Annotated in this window: 13 protein-coding genes; 5 read left to right on the top strand and 8 right to left on the bottom strand. The window is 60.6% G+C overall.

Going from position 1 to position 16,948, the window contains the following annotated elements; genetic code table 11:
• The first annotated feature begins 222 nt into the window (after positions 1 to 222).
• From ASF04_RS06100 to ASF04_RS06080, 5 genes are read left to right on the top strand one after another with little or no spacing between them, the layout of a single operon-like run.
• Positions 223 to 1,596: a UDP-glucose/GDP-mannose dehydrogenase family protein gene (locus ASF04_RS06100; protein ID WP_056139074.1), complete on the top strand. Its 1,374-nt coding sequence runs from the start codon at positions 223 to 225 to the stop codon at positions 1,594 to 1,596.
• Between the two features lie 10 nt (positions 1,597 to 1,606).
• Entirely contained in the window at positions 1,607 to 2,488 is an 882-nt protein-coding gene (locus tag ASF04_RS06095; RefSeq protein ID WP_056139072.1) for a hypothetical protein, read from the top strand.
• Between the two features lie 25 nt (positions 2,489 to 2,513).
• Positions 2,514 to 4,001, top strand: coding sequence for an MOP flippase family protein (locus tag ASF04_RS06090; RefSeq protein WP_156368546.1), 1,488 nt, complete (start codon positions 2,514 to 2,516; stop codon positions 3,999 to 4,001).
• A gap of 8 nt (positions 4,002 to 4,009) precedes the next feature.
• Entirely contained in the window at positions 4,010 to 4,999 is a 990-nt protein-coding gene (locus tag ASF04_RS06085; protein ID WP_162241420.1) for a glycosyltransferase, read from the top strand.
• 13 nt (positions 5,000 to 5,012) lie between these two features.
• On the top strand, positions 5,013 to 5,879 hold the full coding sequence (locus tag ASF04_RS06080; RefSeq protein ID WP_162241419.1) for a glycosyltransferase: 867 nt from the start codon (positions 5,013 to 5,015) through the stop codon (positions 5,877 to 5,879).
• Between the two features lie 77 nt (positions 5,880 to 5,956).
• Here ASF04_RS06080 and xrtB read toward each other — a convergent pair whose 3' ends face one another.
• From xrtB to ASF04_RS06040, 8 genes are all read right to left on the bottom strand, one after another.
• Complete coding sequence (xrtB, locus tag ASF04_RS06075; RefSeq protein ID WP_056139063.1) at positions 5,957 to 7,594, bottom strand: exosortase B; 1,638 nt, start codon at positions 7,592 to 7,594, stop codon at positions 5,957 to 5,959.
• A 17-nt stretch (positions 7,595 to 7,611) separates the two neighbouring features.
• Positions 7,612 to 8,517, bottom strand: a complete 906-nt coding sequence (gene epsG, locus ASF04_RS06070; protein ID WP_227012401.1) for a chain length determinant protein tyrosine kinase EpsG — start codon at positions 8,515 to 8,517, stop codon at positions 7,612 to 7,614.
• A 32-nt stretch (positions 8,518 to 8,549) separates the two neighbouring features.
• Positions 8,550 to 9,962, bottom strand: a complete 1,413-nt coding sequence (gene epsF, locus ASF04_RS06065) for a chain length determinant protein EpsF (protein WP_056139061.1) — start codon at positions 9,960 to 9,962, stop codon at positions 8,550 to 8,552.
• 37 nt (positions 9,963 to 9,999) lie between these two features.
• Entirely contained in the window at positions 10,000 to 10,797 is a 798-nt protein-coding gene (gene epsE, locus ASF04_RS06060; protein WP_056139059.1) for a polysaccharide export protein EpsE, read from the bottom strand.
• A gap of 47 nt (positions 10,798 to 10,844) precedes the next feature.
• A complete protein-coding gene (locus ASF04_RS06055) occupies positions 10,845 to 11,807 on the bottom strand; it encodes an EpsD family peptidyl-prolyl cis-trans isomerase (protein ID WP_082488580.1) in 963 nt (320 codons plus the stop codon).
• A gap of 187 nt (positions 11,808 to 11,994) precedes the next feature.
• Complete coding sequence (locus ASF04_RS06050; protein ID WP_056139055.1) at positions 11,995 to 13,374, bottom strand: undecaprenyl-phosphate glucose phosphotransferase; 1,380 nt, start codon at positions 13,372 to 13,374, stop codon at positions 11,995 to 11,997.
• Between the two features lie 5 nt (positions 13,375 to 13,379).
• Positions 13,380 to 14,585, bottom strand: a complete 1,206-nt coding sequence (gene epsL, locus ASF04_RS06045) for an XrtB/PEP-CTERM-associated polysaccharide biosynthesis outer membrane protein EpsL (RefSeq protein WP_156368545.1) — start codon at positions 14,583 to 14,585, stop codon at positions 13,380 to 13,382.
• Between the two features lie 355 nt (positions 14,586 to 14,940).
• Entirely contained in the window at positions 14,941 to 16,845 is a 1,905-nt protein-coding gene (locus tag ASF04_RS06040; protein WP_056139051.1) for an ATP-binding cassette domain-containing protein, read from the bottom strand.
• Positions 16,846 to 16,948 lie beyond the last annotated feature (103 nt).

Raw genomic sequence — 16,948 nt, 5'->3', positions numbered from 1 at the left:
TGCAAGAATAGCAAGGAGATGTAACAGGCCGTCAACAGTGTGATAGCCTGCAGGGCTGTCCGGGTGGCGCACGTTTGGATGCAAAATAAACCGATGCAAATGTCGATAACGTGTAAAATTCCCAACTAAATGCTGCAGCGTAGCATAGCATGAGATCATAATGAAACGATATTGCGCCGTGCTGTTGCGGCGGCGCGCCAACAGTGAAAACAAGGAACGCGAATGAAAATTACGGTGATTGGTTCGGGCTATGTAGGCCTGGTGACGGGTGCTTGCCTGGCCGAGTTGGGTAACTCGGTATTTTGCCTCGACGTCGACTCGCGCAAGATCGACATCCTGAATAATGGCGGCGTGCCGATCTACGAGCCGGGCCTGAAGGAGATTATCGAGCGCAACCGCGCCGCAGGCCGCCTCACCTTTTCCACCGATGTTGCCGCCAGCGTGGCGCACGGCGATGTCCAGTTCATCGCCGTGGGCACTCCGCCCGACGAAGACGGCTCGGCCGACCTGCAGTACGTGGTTGCCGCCGCCCGCAACATCGGCCGCCACATGACCGAATTCAAGGTTGTCGTCGACAAATCGACGGTACCGGTCGGCACCGGCGAGAAGGTGCGCGCTGCGATCGCCGAAGAACTGGCCGCCCGTAACACCGACGTTGGCGTCACCGTGGTGTCGAATCCGGAATTCCTCAAGGAAGGCGCGGCCGTCGACGATTTCATGCGTCCGGACCGCATCGTCATTGGCGCCGACTCCGATGCCGCCGGCCAGCAGGCCCGCGACAAGATGCGCGAATTGTACGCTCCGCTCAACCGCAACCACGAGCGTATCCTGTACATGGACGTGCGCTCGGCCGAGTTCACCAAGTACGCCGCTAACGCCATGCTGGCCACCCGTATCTCGTTCATGAACGAGCTGGCCAACCTGGCGGACAAGCTCGATGTCGACATTGAAAATGTTCGTAAAGGCATCGGTTCCGACCCGCGCATCGGCTTCTCGTTCCTGTACGCCGGTACCGGCTACGGCGGCTCCTGCTTCCCGAAAGACGTGCAAGCGCTGGTACGCAGCGCCGGCGAGTTTGGCCAGCACCTGGAAATCCTGAACGCGGTCGAGTCGGTCAACAACCAGCAAAAGCAAATTTTGCTCGGCAAAATCGTCGCCCGCCTGGGCGAAGATCTGAGCGGCAAGACCTTTGCCATGTGGGGCCTGGCCTTCAAACCGAACACCGATGACATGCGCGCCGCCCCAAGCCGCGTGATGGTCAAGGAATTGCTCAAGCGCGGTGCCAAGGTCGTTGCTTTCGACCCTGTGTCGATGGAAGAGGCGCGTCATGCCTTCGAGCTCGACTTGGCAGACTTGCCGGCTGAACAGCGCGGCCTGTCGTACAGCGACGCACCGATGAGCGCAGTAACCGGTGCCGACGCGCTGATCATCATGACCGAATGGAAAGCATTCAAGAGCCCGGACTTCGGCGCCCTCAAGGCTGCGCTGTCGCAGCCGCTGATCTTCGACGGCCGCAACCTGTACGAACCGGCCACGATGCGCAAGCAAGGCGTCGAATACCACGCGATCGGGCGCGCTGGCAAGCACGTCGCCTGAGGACGGGCCGATGACTAGCTGGTTGAAGCACAAGACGCGCCGCCTGCAAGAGCGCGTTGTAAACCTGCGCCGCCTGGTCGTGCTCGAGCGCGACTGGCTGGCGTATGGGCGCCACTACGGCGCCCACCGCCAGGCCGGCGACGATGCTGGCATCGTGGTATCGCTGACGTCCTATCCGCCACGCTTTGGCACCTTGCACCTGACGCTCAAATCGCTGCTGTCGCAGTCGCTGGCGCCGGCGCGGGTGGTGCTGTGGATTGCCCACCGCGACATGGACAAGCTGCCGCCAGCAGTGACGGCGCTGCGGGCGGCAGGCCTCGAAATCGAGGCCTGCGACGACACCCGCTCTTACAAGAAAATGATCCCGCTGCTGCAGCAAGGCGAACGGCGCGCCATCGTCACCGCCGACGACGATGTGTATTACTGGCGCGACTGGCTGCGCCAGCTGGCCGACGCCCGTACGCCGGGCAAGCTCGAAGTGGTTTGCCACCGCATGCACCGCATCCGGTTCGACGGCGCCGGCCTGCCACTGCCCTATTCCGACTGGGAGCACGACGTGCAGGACACCCGGCCCGACGTCACGCATTTCCCCACCGGCATCGGCGGCGTGCTGTATCCGCCCGGCGTGTTCGGCCCCGAAGTGCTCGACGTGGCCGCCTTTACGGCACTGTGCCCGAACGGCGACGACATCTGGTTTTACTGGATGGCCCGCAGCAATGGCGCGCGCTCGAAGCGGGTTGCCGAAGTCAACCAGTTGTACTGCTGGGAGGGTTCGCAGGAAGCAGCCCTGTGGCAAAACAACCTGGTGGGCAAGGCCAACGATACCCAGATCGGCGCCATGATCGGCGCCTACGGCTTCTTCGGCGCCCCCGTCAAGGCAGCGATTATCTAATTACATCATCTCATTTGGCGGCACAGTGGAATTAAAAAACAAGACGATGCAGGCGGTGAAGTGGAACTTCCTCGCCACCGCCCTCGGCACCGTGGTCGGCATCGTGCAATTGTGGGCGTTGTCGCATATTCTCGCACCAGCGCAATACGGCATCATCAGCGTTGCGCTGATGGTGGTCACCTTCTTCAACATCTTCATCGATTTCGGCATCTCTAACGCCATCATCCGGCGCCAGAACATCACCGAGCTCGAGTTGTCATCGCTGTACGCGATCAACGTCGGCCTCGGTGTGGCAACCTTCCTGGCCGTGTATTTCAGCAGCCCGCTGATTGCCATCTTCTTCAAGTCGCCCGAGCTGGAATTCCAGATCCGCATCATGTCGTTCCTGTTCCTGATGGCGCCTTTCGGCCAGCAGCAACGCGCGATCCTGGCGCGCGACATGCGCTTCAATTTTATTGCCATCGTCACCATCGTTACCTTGCTGACCAATTTTGTCGTGGTCGTGGGCCTGGCGTTGCTGTATCAAAAAGCGTGGGCCGCTTCGGTGGCCTTCCTTGTCAGCGGCGCGGTCAATGCTGCCATCTTCTTCATCCACAGCCTGCGTGAACGCAAGTTCTCGCTGCGGTTCAGCTGGCCTGCGGCCAAGCCGCATATCCGCTATTCGCTGCAACTGGTCAGCGATTCGATGATCAACGTGATCAGCATTAATACTTACCCGGCGCTGATGGCGCGCCTGGTGAGCCTGTCGGCTATCGGCGGCTACAACATTGCCAACAGCATCAGCATCATGTTGATCGAACGGCTCAAACCAGTGCTGACGCAGGCATTGTTCCCGGCGTTTGCCAAGATCCAGAACGATGACAGCCGCCTGGCCACCAACTTCCTGTTGGTGACCACCTATGGCTCGCTGGTCAACTTCCCGCTGCTGGTGGGCATGTTCGTGGCCAGCTCGTCGATCGTGGCGACGTTCTTCAACGCCGAGTGGCAATTCATCGACAGTCTGGTCAAGATCCTCTGCCTGGTAGGCATCTTCCGCAGTCTTGACGTGCCGGTGATTTCGCTGCTGCTGGTCAAGGCCAAGATGTACCTGAACGTACGCATGGGCATCGTCAAACTGGCCACTGGCGTGGCGCTCGCCTATCTGCTGGGCACCCGCTACGGCATCACCGGCATCGTCTGCAGCTTCCTGATCGTCCAGATCGGCAACACCGTGCTTGGCTACTTCGTGCTGGTGCGCGCCTGCCTGCAGGGTTTGGGCAGGGCCTATATCAAGGCCGTGCTGATTCCATTGGCGCAGGCGTTGCCGATCCTGCTCGTGTCCGGCCTGATCACGCTGTATCCGCCGAGCGCCCACCCAAGCGTCAACCTGGCACTGGTAGTCGGCGCCGGCGTGCTGGCCTACCTGCTCGGCCTGTACTTCTCGCCGTTTGCCGTGGTGCGCGAGTTCGTCGGACTGGCCAGTCGCAACGTCAGCCCCAAGCTGGAAACCCTGCTGTTGCGGCGGGCCAAATGAGCGCGTTCATGAATCAGCTTGATGACAGCCCACCGCTACTGTCGATCGTGGTACCTTGCTACAACGTGGGCGCAGCCATGCTGCCGCTGTTGCAGCGCGTGAGTGCACAAATGGCCGCGGACTGCGAGCTGGTGCTGATCGACGACGGTTCGAGCGACGGCACTGCCAACACTGTCCGCACCTTCCAGACCGACTACCACGGGCCCGGCCATATTGCCCTCACCGTTACCCCGAATGCTGGCGCCGCCAAGGCACGCGAGCTCGGCCTATCGCTCGCGCGCGGCCGCTTCGTGTATTTTTGCGACAGCGACGACATTATGCGGCCCACGTTTGTCGAAGTATTTCGCCGCACGCTGGCGCAATATCCGGCGCTCGACCTGCTGTTCTTCTCGTCCGAGATCGCGGTGGTCGAGGCGGACGGCATGCGGCGCCTTGGTCGAAAGGTCGAGTACGACCGCCAGCAAGTGTTCGACCACGGCAGCGCACTGCTCGAATACAATCTGCGCCAACACATGCATACTGCGGCGGTGTGGACTTTTGTAGCCCGGCGGGATTTGCTGCAAGCGGCCGGCGCCAGCTTCACGCGCCGTGGCGCTCACGAAGACCATTTGTTTACGCTCAGCACGATGCTGCATGCGCGCTGCGTGGTGGCGTTACCGGACTTGCTGTACACCCAGACCTTGCGCGCCGGCTCCCTGACCAACTCGGCCAAGAACGCCCAGTACATCACCGAGCGCATCAGCGCCTTCAACGAGGCCGATGCACTGCTGCGCACGTCGGCGCCGGCACTGCGTGCGCTCTACGACGCGGAATCGTTCGACGCGATTGCCGCGATGATGGCCGAGAACCGGCGACTGTTGCCAGCTGTGCTGGCCGGACCGGTAGGCCTGCGCTATTTCGCTGTGCGCGCCCCGCGCGTTCTGGCGCGCGTGAGCAGGCGGGCACTGCGCGCCGCGCGGCGCCGCCTGGCACCGGGTGCTTCCCCCTCCAAACCCTGAAATGGCCCCCACCATGACCTCCTTAGTGACCGTATATATTCCGACCAAGAACCGCCTGTCGCTGCTGCGCCGCGCGGTGCAGTCGGTGCTGGGGCAAACCCACGGCCCCATCGAACTGATCATCGTATCGGACGGCTCAACCGACGGCACCTGCGACTACGTGCGCAGCTTGCAGCAGCAAACCAACGTCAAATTGATTCACAACGAAACCTCGGTCGGTGCCTGCGCCGCGCGTAACCAGGCGCTGGACATCGCCGAGGGCGAGTTCATCACCGGCCTGGACGACGATGACATGTTCCTGCCGCACCGGCTCGAGCGCTTTATTACCGCCTGGCGCGTTCGCGAACAAGCCGGCGAACGTTTCTCCTGCCTGTTCGACCGCCGCATCGTCGATCAAGGCGGCGCGGTGACCCTGGCCAACGCCGCGCCGGTGGCTGATTTTGAGACCATGCTGGGCGAGAACCTCATCGGCAACCAGGTGTTTACGACGCCTGCACGCATGCGCGCAGCCGGCGGTTTCGATGCCGCCATGCCGGCCTGGCAGGATTGGGAAATGTGGGTGCGCCTGGTACAGCACGGTGGGCCGGCCCATAACATCGGCGCCAATAGCTACCTGATGGACGTTTCGCACGAGTTCGAACGCATCACGCTCAAGTCCGGCGACCGCATCATCCAGGCTGCGAAGCTGTTCTACGCCAAGCACGGTCAAGGCGGACGCGCCCTGCCCGGCTTGCTCAATTCGCTGGGCGCCTACCCGCAGATTCGTCTGAGCCTTGGCGATTTGATGGTCATGGCAGGCACGCCGGCCACGCGTCGCCACGCGCTGCGGCAATTGCGCCGACGCCAGTTCAAACCCACCATGGCAGGCACGCTGGCCTGACCGGTATTCAAGCGCACAAATAACAAGCGGCCCCCGAAGGGGCCGCTTTCACATCGTACATCCGAAAAAACTTGGCCTCAGCGTGCGACCACGAGTGCATGACCGCGCGGGCTGCTGGCTGCGACCAGCTGACGCAGAAACTCCTGTTGCACGGCGTAGGCAGCCGGCGCTTCCGCATCGTCATGGACGAGCATAGAAGAACGCACCAGAATGCCGTCCGCGACCTTGCCACGCAGGCCGTCGCGGAAAATCTGCATGCGCATGGCAAAGCCGCCCTGCGGATAAGCGTCACTGATCCGGGTCCAATAGGTCACTGCTTCCAGACGACCTTGTCCGGTAGCCAACATGTGCTTGCCTGGCAGCGCGGGCGCTCCGGCTGTCATCGTCAGCGGCGCCGGCGAGAGCGACAGCACCTTGTAGCCCTGCGCCGGATAGCAGATTTCGGGCAGGTGCAGCTTGACGTCCTGGCGCTGCTCCTTGGCGTAAGCCAGCGCCAGCATTACTTGCTGTCCCTGGCTGTTCACATAGGTACGCATCAATACGTCGTCGTACGGCTGCTCCAGGCTGCGGCCGCCGTCCTCGGCGGTGGACAATTCGGCCTGGGTGACGACGCCCTGCAGCTCGCGCCAATCGCCGAAGCGGGTTGGTACGCTGGCGGCCAGATCGATGGTTTGGGGGTTCGGCGTAAACTTCGGCGTGAGCGCCCAAGCCCCGCCGACGGCGAGCAGCATGCCAGCCAGCAGCAAGACTGCCGGACGGATGGCAATCTGGCCCAGTTGCGCCCAGGCACCTGGCACCAGCGCTGGCAGTTGCAGGCCAGCGCCTTCGTCGCTGGCGCCGCCACGGCGAACCATCCAGCTCAGTGCGCTATCGACGCCGATAATCAGCAGCAGCGCCGACAGGAACAGTACCAGGCCCGAGAAGCCGTGCAGGAAACCCTGGCCGGCTGCATCGCCGAAATGATACGTGATAAGCGACAGGAAAATGATGCGGATGGTATTGGCGGCAAACGAGATCGGGATGATCAGCATGGCCAGCAATACGTTGCGCACCAGCGAAGGATGGCGCACCAGGTTCATGTACAGCAGGCCCAGCGCTTCGAGCGTGAACAGCGAGTTCAAACCCGCGCAAGCGTCGGCCACCAGCAACTGGTAATGGCCGATGGTGAGGATCACACCGCTGCGCGCAATCGGATAGTCCATCCAGTACAGCAGGTGTTCGGTGGCGGCCGACACGGCAATCTTCATCGGCAAGGTCACCACGTCGACGATCGATGCCGGCAGCGGAATCATGAACATCATGAAGAAGAACGCGAACCACATGCGGCTCCAGGTGCGCACGCCGAACAGCGCAATCATCAGGCCGGCCAGGACCAGGATCAGAGAACCGACTTCCAGCACATGCACTTGCTGCGAACGGCCCAACACGTAGCACAGCAGGCCCAGCGCCACGACCGGGTAGCCCAGGGCGGGCTTTGGATTGCGCTCGAACATCTTCTGCGAAATCAGCTGGCGGGTGCGGAAATACAGGAAACCGAAGGCCACGGTCATGACGATCGGACCATGTGCATTGCGGTCCGAGCTCCATGGCCCATTGAACAGGTCGATCAACGTCGGTACGTACAGCGCCGCCAAGCCGGCCAGCAGCACGAGCCAAGGAGCGAGCGCAGCAGGCGAAGGCGAAGGCGTCGCGGTGGGGTTCAGCGTGTGGGCCATGGCCATATCAAATCAGATCAGAAATTATTAAGCACGGAACCAACGACATGCACGCGCGCTTCGTTCAAGGACGCAACCAGGTCGTGTACTTTGCCGACGTGGGTGACATCCTGGCGTGCCACCACGACGGCAGCGCCGGTACGACCGGCCACCATCTGGGCGTCAGAGGAATCGCTGCTGGCCGGCGTGTCGATCAGGATCACGTCGTACTGGTCTGCCAGCGTGCGCAGCAGCTGTCCCAAGGCTGGGCGACCCAGCAATTCGGACGGGTTCGGTGGCGGCGCACCGGCGGTCAGCACCGACAAGTCGAGCAGCGAGGCAACGCGCTGCACTGCTTCGACACTGTTACGGCCAGACAGCACCGACGACAGGCCGACGCGGTTTTCCAGGCTGAAAATCTCGTGTTGGGACGGATGGCGCATATCGGCATCGATCAGCAGCGTGCGCTGGCCCTGCTGCGAGAACACCACCGCCAGGTTAGCAGCGAGGAAGCTGCGGCCGTCGCCACGCTCGGCACCGGTAATTGCGAGCGCTTTGCGTTCCTGGCCGGTATCGAACCAGCGCCACATCAACTGGTTGCGCAGTGCACGCAGCGACTCCACGCGCTCGGTGAAAGGCTCGTAAGCAGCAACAACGGATTCGCTGATGGCGCTTTCGCCACGCAACAGGTAAGGATAATCGTACTGGCGTGACAGCGCGAATTCGATGTCGGCCTCGGTCAGCACACCCAGCGCCAGCGCGGCATCGCCGAAGCGCACATTGCGCTCGACCTGGTGGCGCATTACGCGCTCCGCATCGGCTACCGACAGACGGCCCATCTTGATCAGGATAGCGCCGATTGAACGGTCGGGCACGGACGAAGCTGGCGATTTTTCGCGCATATCGGTGACGATATACGGTTGGATGGGTGGATTCTGGTTCATGGAGTTACTCCGTAATAAACTGGTGTCGGCGATCACTGCTGCGGTTGCGGCAACAGTGCTGCCGTCGGCGGGCTGTTCTTGCTGCGCTTGCCGATACGCGGCTTGGCAATCGTGCCCAGCACGGGCAGACCAAAGGCGTCTGCCATGTGCGCGGCCGAGCGCACGCGCTGGTCGAGCAACTCGAGCACCAGCACCACGCCGCCACCGAGGATCAAGCCGACGACGACGGCCAGCAGCAGGTTGATCAGCAAGCGCGGCGATTTCGGCTTGGTTGGTACTTCGGCGGTCGACAATACGGCGATATCGGATTGACGCGCCTGGCCTTCAAGGTTGGTCTGGTTGACACGTTGCATCGCACTTTCATACGAGCGGCGGGCATTGTCCACTTCGTTGCTGAGCACGACGAATTCGTCACGCGCACCGTTCAGTTCCAACACGCGCGCCTTCTGCGCCGACAATGCCGAACGCAGTTCATTTTCACGCTGCTGGTAGATATTGCTGTTGCTGGCAACGCCGCTCGAGGCAATGCGCATCTGTTCTTCCAGGTTCGAACGCAGCTTGTCCACTTCAGACTTCGAGGCGATGTACTGCGGGTGGTTCGACGCCAGACGCTGCGAAGTATCGGCAAAACGCGCTTCGGCCGTTGCCAGCTGCGATTTCAGGTTCTGGATCAGGCTGTTATTCAGCACATCAGGCGAGACGCCGGCATTGCCGCTGGCCTGGCGCGAACGCGATTGCGCTTCCATCAGCAGGCCCTGCACTTGCACCAGCTGGCTCGACAGCTCGTTCAGTCGGGCGGTCTCGACATCGACGCGGTTGTCGGCACTGTAGATGTTGTTTTCTTTCTGATACTTCGACAGGCGGCTCTGCGCCAGTTCGTACTGCTCGCGCAGCACCTTGATCTGGGTGTTCATGAAGCCCGATGCCTGCAGTGCCGGATCGGTCTTGAGCTGGACCGTGAAGTCCAGGTAGCCCTGGGCAAACGCATTGGCGACAGCGGCGACGAACTGCGGATCGTTACCGCGGAAGTTAATGGTCAGCACACTGCTGTCACGCGATGGATCGACGTCCACCTTGGCCAGCAGCAAGCCGGCCAGCCATTCCTTGATGGTGATCGTGTTCTCGCCGTCCTGCGCATCGCGGAACTGCTGCTGCACCGCAGGGCTTTCCGCCAGACGCAGCGACTCTACCGCCTTGAGCGCAACGCTCTTGCTGCGGATAATGTCGGCCTGGGTAGCGACATAGCCAGTCATCAGTTGCACCGGCAGGGTCACGCCGGTAACAGGATCGACACCCTTGGTGTTGAGCACGAGGGAGGTGCTGGCCTGGTAAACCTTCGGCATCAGGGCGCTGATGGCCACGGCAGCGGCCACCGTGACGGCCAGGATCAGGATGACAATCTTGTAGCGCGCGCGGAGGGCGAGAAACAAATGTGTGAAATTCATGGTGTTCTTTCTCAGTGTAGGTCAGGCAATGTCGGCCTTAGAACAGGCTCTCACGCACGTACAGCACGTCGTCGGCACGCACCAGGTCGTCGTATTTCGCTTCGATGATTTCGATCTTGCCGGTTGCGTCACGACGCTTGATGCGCAGGCCGCGTTCGGTGCCACGCGGAGTCAGTCCCCCACCGGCTGCCAGCGCCTGCAGCACCGTCATCGAACGCTCGATGCGGAAAATGCCGGGACGCTGCACTTCACCGTAAATGTAGAAGCGCGGTGCGCGCTCGATGTAGACGACGTCATTGCCGTTCAAGTCCAGGTTGGCCGGCTGGTCGCCGCTACGGATCACGTCGGTCAGATCGACCACTTGCTTGGTGGTCTTGCCGTCCGCAGTGCGCAGGATCGTGACCTGGTCGCCGCCTTCGGCAGCGACACCACCGGCCAGGGCCAGCACGTCGAGCAGGTTGCGGCTGCCGTCAAGCGGGAAGCGGCCCGGGCGCAGAACCTGGCCCAGCACCGAAACCTGCTGGCTCTGCAGCGAGGTTACCAGCACGTTAACTTGCGGGTTTTTGACGAAATTGCCGGACACCAACGCCGCAGCGATTTTTTTCTCGGCAGCCGCCGACGAAAGGCCAGCTACGCTGACTTGGCCGATCAGCGGAAACGTGATGGCGCCATTGGCGCTGACACGGGTTTCCAGGCTCAGGTCGGGGTTGTTGTAGACAGAAATCTTGACTACGTCGCCGCTGCCAAGTGCCAGGTCGTTTTGCGGGGCAGCGGTAGCAGTGCCCAGCACCAGCGCCAGCAGGGGCGCCATCATCCAGATTGCGATTTTCTTCATCATGTGCTCAGTCGTAAGTTAGTTATCAGGAACCGTTACCGGGACCGTTATTTCAGTCCCGCCACGCCGCGTGCATGGGCGTCGGCATCCTTGTCGGTCGCCGCTGCTGCCGGTGCTGGTGTTGCAGCACCAGCAGCAGGAGCAGCTGGCGTCGTGCCCGGTTCGTCAGCCTTGTTCTGGTACTCGATCTTGGTGGCTGCACGCAGGCGCGCCAATTCTGCAGTGGCCGCATCCTTGACGCGCGTATTGGTCAGGAACTGGCCGATCTGCGCTTCCGAGGCCTGCAACGTGACCGGCGTATCCTTGATCTCGGCAACTGTCATCAGAGTGCTGCGATCACCCTCACGGACGATGAACAATTGCCCCTTGGGCAGGTTGACAATTTTTTCGGCTAACGCTGGCGCCAGGTCCGCCGTGCTGCGGCTGATCTGCTGGCGTGCAAACTTGATGTTATTGCGCTCCATGAAGGCCGCCACCTCATCGATCGACTTGGCGCTGTCGATTTCCTTTTTCAGGTCATCGGACAGATCGCTGGTCGCCAGGTTCAGTTGGCGCAGCTCCATGGTCTTGCGCTGCGCGAACAAGGCAGGATTCTTGTCGAAATATTGCTGGATCTCGTCACGGGTAGGCTTGGCCGGCGTACCGGTTTTTTTCTGCATGTAGGCCTGGGCAATGATCAGCGCCTTGGCGCGCTCGATGGCCTGCACGACTTTCGGATCACGATCGACCTTTTCTTCCAGTGCCTGGTTGAGGACGATCTGGCGGTCCACCAGCGATTCCAGCACCTGCTTGCGTGCCTGCGGCTGTTGTGCAGCCGGCACATTGACCCGTTGCAGCTCTTCGTTCAATTGCAGCGCCGTGACTTCCTCTTTACCCACCTTGACCAGTGCCTGACCGGACTTGCTCTCGCTCTTGCCACAAGCGACCAGCGTAACGGCCATGGTTACCGCCAACGCTGCCGAACCGAGCGTGCGCTGCATATGGGTACCGCCAAATTTATTATGATTCAAGATAGTTTCCTCAGTATTCTCGTTGGTTCCGCGCGCAGCGTTCGGTCTACGCAATTAATTGCTATTTACCCAATTGCCGTGCACAAAAAGCAATGCTCGAATGGGATTATCACACAACTCTCTGCAATGCAGCATTTTTATTTGTAAGAATGTTATCGTCCTGCCTGAGCCTGGTAACAGTGAACACTCAGTGAGCGTTCTCGCGCTTTAACACCACCAAAACTGTACGGACGATGATCCACATATCGAGCCACACCGACCAATTACGCAAATAGTCGAGATCGTATTGAATGCGAGCCTGCATCTTGTCGAGCGTATCAGTTTCGCCACGCAAACCATTTACCTGAGCCCAACCGGTAATGCCCGGCTTGGCTTTATGGCGCAGCATGTAACCCTTGATCAGCTTACGATACTGCTCGTTGTGCGCCACCGCGTGCGGCCGTGGTCCCACAATGCTCATTCGGCCTTGCAGTACGTTGATAAACTGAGGCAATTCGTCAAGCGACGTGCGGCGCAGGAAACCACCAATTTTCGTCAGGCGCTGGTCGCCCTTGGTGGCCTGCACCACCTTGGCACCGTCCTCGGCCACCGTCATCGAGCGGAATTTGTACACCAGAATCTCCTCGCCATACAGCCCGTACCGGCGCTGGCGGAAGATCACCGGCCCCGGCGACGTAAGCTTTACGGCCAGCGCAATGGTCAGCATGATCGGCGTGAGCATGATCTGGATGATCAGCGCCAGCACGATGTCGCTGATACGCTTGATCATGCTGTTAAAGCCGGTAAAGGGCGATTCGCGAATGCCGATCACCGGCATGCCACCCAGGCTGGCAAAGCGCGCCTGCATCAGGTCAAAAATATAGATATCAGGCAGGAAATAGACCGACGCTGTAGTGTCCTCGAGTTCTTCGAGCAAATTCATGATGCGTGGCTGGGCCGAGATTGGCTGGCTGATGACGATCATCTTGATATTGTGCTGCCGTACATAGGCGGGAATGTCGCTCATGCGACCCAGCATCGGATACGTCATGTTGCTCGGACGCCGCTCGTCGGCGCGGTCGTCGAAATAGCCATGCACGGCCATCACCTGACTCTCGTGGCGGTTGATGGTTGCGGCAAACCGTACACTGACGTCATTGGCACCGATAATCACCACTGACGTCTTTTGCCCCTCGACCGGGGCCGCACCCAGCTTCAGCACGGCCAGGTGCCCCAGGATCAACACCAGCGGGGTACCGATGCACCATGCCAGCAGGACATTGCGGTCGTAATGCACGAGCATGCCGCTGCTGGCGCCGATCAGCGCCAGCACCGTCATGGACAACAACCACCCGAGCACGATATCGCGCGCGACCTTGCGTAACTGGCCGGTGCGCCAGGTGCGGTAAGGGTCGACGTATTTATATAGCGACGATGAGACGAAAAATGCCAGCACCATCAAAACCAGGTAGTAGCCGTTGAACCCGGCGCCAAGAACCAGCGTGCACAGATACAACATGCCCATGATGACGAGCGGATCGACGACACGCTCGAAAAATGAGACGAGAGGAATTTCGTTGACGTTCATGAGGCTTAGAAGCTCACGGTGGCGTTGAGGGCTGCACCTTTGGCGCGGAAACTGCTAGTCCTGGCAGCCGTGCTGCCGTCGCGCTTGGTATGGAAGGCGGACAACTCCAGGCTCAGGTTGCGCAGGGGTTTGTAGCTGACGCTGAGGTTGGCAACCTTGGTTGTGTCGCTCAGTCCGGTGATGTTGATCAAGCCCGGCAAGGGCCTGAACTCGCGTTTTTCGTTGCGGTAACCCGCATTGACCTCGATTTTCGAGGTGGCGGCCCACTTGGCGTTGACGCTCTGGCCAGTGGACAGTGCGGTATTGACCACCACGCCCTCGGCCGCGCCGAATTCACGCCAGACCATGCCGGTCAGCTGTACCGCCGAAAACTTGTTCCAGTTAGCAATCAGGCGGCCGTTGGTGCCCGACTTTTTGCGCACGGCCGAGGAGTTGACCTCGCGCTGCACCCATCCACCGACGAAGATCAGCTGCGAAATGCCGGAAACATTCCAAGACACGTTGAGCTTGACTTCATCCTGCTTGAAACCGTTGTCGATGAGCACACCGTTGTTCAACGCCTGGGTGGGATATTTGCCGTCGACCTGGCGCACCAGCATGCCAAACGTGCTGCCGCTGCTGTCCAGGTAATCAAATCCGGTCTCGACGGTATCTTCGGTGCGGTTGTTGTACTGCTGCGAAGGCAGGTCGAAATCGAAGTCCTCGGAAGTGTACCCAGCGCGCAACTGCCACGACGGGTGCAGCCGCCAGGCGATATTGCCGTACTGCTTTTTTTGCACCCGCAAGTTGCGGGCGGTAACCTGGAAGTCGGCAAACGATGCCAGCGATTCGCTGTACTTGGCGCCCACGTGACCACTCAGGGTGCGCGCCAGTTTCCAGTCGAGGTCGAGCGCACCATCCTTGCCTGTATAGTCCAGCTCGCTAAAGCGATTGAACGTCACCTTGGAAGTGCGCAGATTACCGGTCAGGTACTGGCGGCCGATCAGGCGATCGATCCCGACACCAACCACAGCTGAGCGGAAAGTATCAGACGCATTCTCGTTGCCGACGACAGCTGTGTCGCGGCGCAGCAAGTTATCGTCATACGACACGACGGCCGAGGCGAATGGGGTCAGGGTATCGCTGATCTGGGCCTGTGCGAAAGGGGCGTACAAGCCGCCAATGATGAACGGCAGTGCGAGCAGCTTACCGGCGCGGGGGGCGCGGCGCATCACCACGTGGCCACCTTGCGCGGGGTAACGCAGAAGTTGGAAGGTTGCGGATAACTCAACATTTTTTTGCTCTTATTCGAAAAGGGACAGGCGGCGCGCCACTAATATGTTGCAATGCATCAATTAATATAATTGATATTCAATAGCTGTTGCCAGATGCTAGCACCAACCATGGCAAAACGGCCACACGGGAGGAATTTGTTGCGTGCTTGCAGCATGAACTGACTCCAAGGTCAGAGTCAGTGCCACACTGACAACACAGAATACCGAAAAAATTATATTGCATGCAATCATTGCTGTCTATATCGCATCGCAGCATTTTTTTTCGCAAGCCACTGTCTCGAGAAGAACTGGGCTAGCTGCGCTGGCGAGCCTCGATTTGCTCCCATTTCTCCAGCGCTGCCAGCAATTCTTCCTCGATCTCGGCCACGCGCGTATTCACGCGTTTGGCTTCACTAGCGTTCTTCTTATAAAAATCGGCATCGCTCAGCTGCAGATTCAGCGCGGTCTGCTCATCCTCCAGGGCGGCGATCAGCTTGGGCAGTTCGTCGAGTTCGCGCTGCTCCTTGAAGCTGAGCTTTTTGGTCTTGGCAGCCGGGGCAACAGCAGCGGCCGGTGCTTCGGCCTTGGACGCTGTCGGACGAGCCGCAGGCTTGCTGGCGATGGTGTCGCGCACGCGTTCCCAGTCGGTGTAACCGCCGACGAATTCGCGCCAATGGCCCTCGCCTTCGGCGACAATCACTTGGGTGACCACGTTGTCGAGGAAAGTACGGTCGTGGCTGACCAGGAACACGGTGCCGGTGTATTCTTCCAGCAACTCTTCCAGCAACTCCAGGGTGTCGATGTCGAGATCGTTGGTCGGTTCATCGAGCACCAGACAGTTGGCCGGCTTGGCGAACAGGCGCGCCAGCAGCAAGCGATTGCGCTCGCCACCGGACAGCGTCTTGACCGGCGAACGCGCGCGCTCGGGCGAGAACAGGAAATCGTTCAGGTAGCTCATCGAGTGCTTGCGCTGGCCGTTCACTTCCACCCAGTCGCTACCGGGCGAAATGGTTTCGATCAGGCTCGCTTCTTCGTTGAGCTGGGTGCGCATCTGGTCGAAGTACGCCACTTGCAGCTTGGTGCCCAGCTTGGCGGAACCGCTGTCCGGCGCCAGCTCGCCCAGGATCATCTTGAGCAACGTAGTCTTGCCGGCGCCGTTGGCGCCGATCAGGCCGACCTTGTCGCCACGCAGGATGGTACCGGTGAAGTTCTCGACAATCACGCGGTCGCCGAAACGCTTGCTGACATTTTCCAGGTCGGCCACGATCTTGCCCGAGCGCTCGCTCGAACCCACTTCCAGCTTGACCTGGCCCTGCTGTTCGCGGCGGGCGCTGCGTTGCAGGCGCAGCGCTTCGAGACGGCGCACGCGGCCTTCGTCGCGCACGCGGCGCGCCTTGACGCCCTTGCGGATCCAGACTTCTTCCTGCGCCAGGAATTTGTCGAACTTGGCGTTTTCCACCTCTTCGTTTTCCAGCTGCTCGGCCTTGCGGGTCTGGTACGTGGTGAAGTTGCCCGGGTACGACAGCAGGCGACCACGGTCGAGTTCGATAATGCGGGTGGCGACATTATCCAGGAAGGAACGGTCGTGGGTAATAAACAACACGCTGCCACGGAAATCGCGCAGCAGGCCTTCGAGCCACATGATCGAGCTGAAGTCCAGGTGGTTGGTCGGCTCGTCGAGCAGCAGCACGTCGGGCGCCGACACCAGCGCGCGCGCCAGCGCCACGCGCTTCTGCATTCCGCCCGAGAGCGTCTTCATCAGCATGTCGCCGGTCAGGTTCAGTTTGTCGAGTACGGTTTCCACCTTGTTCGACAGGCTCCAGGCATCGGCCGCGTCGAGCTTGACCTGGATGTCGTGCATGCGTTCCATGACGGCGTCGTCATTGCCCTGGCCGAACTGGCCGGTGAGCGCATCGTATTCCTTGAGCAAGCCCGGCAGCTCGCCCATGCCGGACGCCACGGCGTCGTGCACGGTCATTTCCGGATCGAATACCGGCTCCTGCTCGACATAGGCGATTTGCAGGTTCTGTTGCATGACCAGCAGGCCATCATCCAGCTTGAAGCGGCCCGAGATAATTTTGAGCAAGGAGGACTTGCCGGTGCCGTTGCGGCCGATCAGGCCGACGCGTTCGCCGGCTTCCAGTGAAAACTCTGCGTGGTCGAGCAGCGCGACGTGGCCGAAAGCCAGTTGAGCCGAGGAAAGGGAAATAACTGCCATAGTGATGTATGCGGTGTAGAAGCGTGAAGATGCCAGAAAGGCAAAACGCCGGCGTCGCGCAAGGCGCCGCGCCGGGAGATGATTGAAGTACCTATTGTACCGA

This window comes from Duganella sp. Leaf61, from assembly GCF_001421905.1.
In the GTDB taxonomy this organism is placed as follows: Bacteria; Pseudomonadota; Gammaproteobacteria; order Burkholderiales; family Burkholderiaceae_D; genus Rugamonas; species Rugamonas zoogloeoides.
The sequence above is the reverse complement of the archived record's forward strand: the minus strand, read 5'-3'. Positions and strand labels throughout refer to the sequence as shown.

What these genes read in the sequence shown, in the direction of transcription:
- ASF04_RS06100 (WP_056139074.1), top strand. Translation starts at nt 223, where the DNA reads ATGAAAATTACGGTGATTGGTTCGGGCTATGTAGGCCTGGTGACGGGT.
- ASF04_RS06095 (WP_056139072.1), top strand. Translation starts at nt 1,607, where the DNA reads ATGACTAGCTGGTTGAAGCACAAGACGCGCCGCCTGCAAGAGCGCGTT.
- ASF04_RS06085 (WP_162241420.1), top strand. Translation starts at nt 4,010, where the DNA reads ATGAATCAGCTTGATGACAGCCCACCGCTACTGTCGATCGTGGTACCT.
- ASF04_RS06080 (WP_162241419.1), top strand. Translation starts at nt 5,013, where the DNA reads ATGACCTCCTTAGTGACCGTATATATTCCGACCAAGAACCGCCTGTCG.
- xrtB (WP_056139063.1), bottom strand. Translation starts at nt 7,594, where the DNA reads ATGGCCCACACGCTGAACCCCACCGCGACGCCTTCGCCTTCGCCTGCT.
- epsG (WP_227012401.1), bottom strand. Translation starts at nt 8,517, where the DNA reads ATGAACCAGAATCCACCCATCCAACCGTATATCGTCACCGATATGCGC.
- epsF (WP_056139061.1), bottom strand. Translation starts at nt 9,962, where the DNA reads ATGAATTTCACACATTTGTTTCTCGCCCTCCGCGCGCGCTACAAGATT.
- epsE (WP_056139059.1), bottom strand. Translation starts at nt 10,797, where the DNA reads ATGAAGAAAATCGCAATCTGGATGATGGCGCCCCTGCTGGCGCTGGTG.
- ASF04_RS06050 (WP_056139055.1), bottom strand. Translation starts at nt 13,374, where the DNA reads ATGAACGTCAACGAAATTCCTCTCGTCTCATTTTTCGAGCGTGTCGTC.
- epsL (WP_156368545.1), bottom strand. Translation starts at nt 14,585, where the DNA reads ATGCGCCGCGCCCCCCGCGCCGGTAAGCTGCTCGCACTGCCGTTCATC.
- ASF04_RS06040 (WP_056139051.1), bottom strand. Translation starts at nt 16,845, where the DNA reads ATGGCAGTTATTTCCCTTTCCTCGGCTCAACTGGCTTTCGGCCACGTC.